At 69.5% G+C, this 2,197-nt stretch carries 1 protein-coding gene; it reads right to left on the bottom strand.

What is annotated here, in order from left to right:
- Positions 1-2,197 (bottom strand): hypothetical protein (locus VF536_RS14420; protein ID WP_331615552.1); only part of this gene is annotated, 2,197 nt, incomplete at both ends.

The following is a 2,197-nucleotide window of genomic DNA, read 5'->3' as shown; positions in this document are numbered from 1 at the left end:
AGCAGCTTCAGGGTCAGGCCGGCCTGCAGCTTGTCGAGGCGGCGGAACGGCGAGCTCTGCGTCGCCTGCGTGGAGACGGCCTCCATGAAGTTGATCGGGTTCAGGTGCTTGACCACCGCCGCCTTGCTGAAGCGGCCGCGGTTGTTGATGATCGACCGCGTGTCCGTCGGCACCCACAACGGGATGTTGTTGTTGACGAACTGCGCCGACTTGATGCGCGCCTGCAGCAGGCGGATGTCGCTCATCAGTGCGGCGGTGGACTGGGCCGGCGTGCCGTCGCCCAGCGTCTGCGACAGCAGCGAGTCGAAGCCGGTCAGATAGGGCCAGTCCACCGAGTAGTTCACCCAGTCGCTCTGCGCGCCCGGGTTGAGCGTGACCTGCATCTGGTACCAGGCATTGGTGCGCGTGTAGGAGCCGAGCTTGTTGCCGGTCTCCCAGGCGAGTTGCCACTCGCGGGTGATCTTGCCGGTGGCGTCGGTGTCCTGCTGGTAGACCATGTGCGGCGCCAGGAAGAAGGCGCTCACCGTGTTGAACGGCCAGCCGCGCTTCTCGCCGCGTCCGGCCCAGGTCTTGGCCGTGGCGTCGTAGTCGCCGATGAACCAGCGCTGGTCGCCTTCCATGCCGTAGCGCTGCGCCCATTCCCACTGCTGGACGAGGTTCCATTGCAGCGTGCTGCCGACGACGCGTTCGATGAAGGCGTTGGTCGTGAAGGCCGCGGGCTCCGTGGCGACGCGCGTCGGCGAGGCCAGCTTCTGCAGCTGCGCGGCGCCGACCTGTGAGCCGTAGAGGCCGGTCTTGGCCAGGTGGTTGCCGCGGCCGCCGCCGAGGAAGGCGTACAGCTCGAAGCCGGACGGCTTGAGCAGGCTCTGGATCTCGTTGCGCTGCTGCGGGGTCAGGTGGCTCCAGTCGCCGAAGGTGGCGGAGCGGTGCGACTCCAGCCAGGCGGTGATCTTCTTGGCCGTGCCCAGCGGATCGAGGCGCCGGTTGTCCGCGGTGAAGGTCGCGCCCTTCTCGAACGAGCCGGCCGCGTCCGCGCCCGTGGGCCAGATGTCCAGCGGATGCATCGCCGGCAGGTAGGAGTTCCAGTCCGGGAACTGGATGGGCAGCGGAACCTCGCGGGTGTTGAGGGTCGCGTTGGCGTCCATCACCTTGTCGACGTCGGCCTGCGTCAGCGCGAGCGCCGAACCGTCCAGCGGCTTGCCGAACAGCGCCTTGACCGCGTCGCTCGGCGAATCGAGGACGGCATCCAGACCGGCCCCGGCGGACCATTCGGTCACCGGCTTGCTGTCGAGCCCGGCGCCCGGCTGATACGGCGGATTCCACGGCGCGGCCTGCGCGACGTGCGCCATGTCGCGCAGCGCGTAGCGCAGGTAGGCGGCGATCTGCCCGCCTTGCGTCTCGGTCAGGCCGTGGAAGCGCGAGCGCTGCACGATCGAGTTGTTGGAGTAGTTGAAGTACTGCAGGTCGCGGCCGTCCGAGGCATGGCAGGACGCGCAGGCCGCGCGGATCTGGCGCGGCACGAGGGTCGACTTCAGCAGCGTGTTCTCGGCCTTCCACAGCTTCTCGCCCGCGGCGACGTCGGCGGTCAGCGTGCGGCCGGCCACCTTCTCGGCGTTGATGTCGGTGCGCTGCACCGCGTTGGTCGCGAGGCTCTGTCCCTGCGCGTTGCGGAGCTGCAGATCGATGACGCGGTAGCCGTTCGATTCGCCGTCGCTGCCGTTGAAGCGGAACTGCACGAGGTTCACGCCGCTGACCAGACGGGCCTTCGTGGCCGCATCGAGCGTCAGTTTCATGCGCGCGGTGTAGAGGCCGCCGCCGCGCTTCAGACCACCCTGCACGCGTTCAGCATCGGCCAGCACCATCGTGGCGTCGGTGATCTCGACCCAGGGGATGGCGCCGGCGTTGGCGGCCGAGGTGCCGCCGAGGATGCGCAGGCTCGCCTTGACGGCGGCCGGCGTCTCGCTGGTCGCCTCGTGTTCCGGAGGACCGAAGAAGCTGCAGCGATGGCAACGCAGCCACAGCTCGGTGGCGGCGCCGACGCCGCTGACGTCGAGCGTCAGGTTGGCCGTGGCGACGGTCGGTGCGCTCGGCAGGCCGGCGCCGAGCAGCTCCAGCGGCAGGCGCAGCGGGGTCGTTGCAGTCGGGCCGGCGGGCGCCGGTGCCGGCGCTGGAGAAGGGGCCGGTGAAGGGGCGGGAG

Source organism: Roseateles sp., from assembly GCF_036486225.1.
Lineage (GTDB): Bacteria > Pseudomonadota > Gammaproteobacteria > Burkholderiales > Burkholderiaceae_C > Roseateles.
The sequence above is the reverse complement of the archived record's forward strand: the minus strand, read 5'-3'. Positions and strand labels throughout refer to the sequence as shown.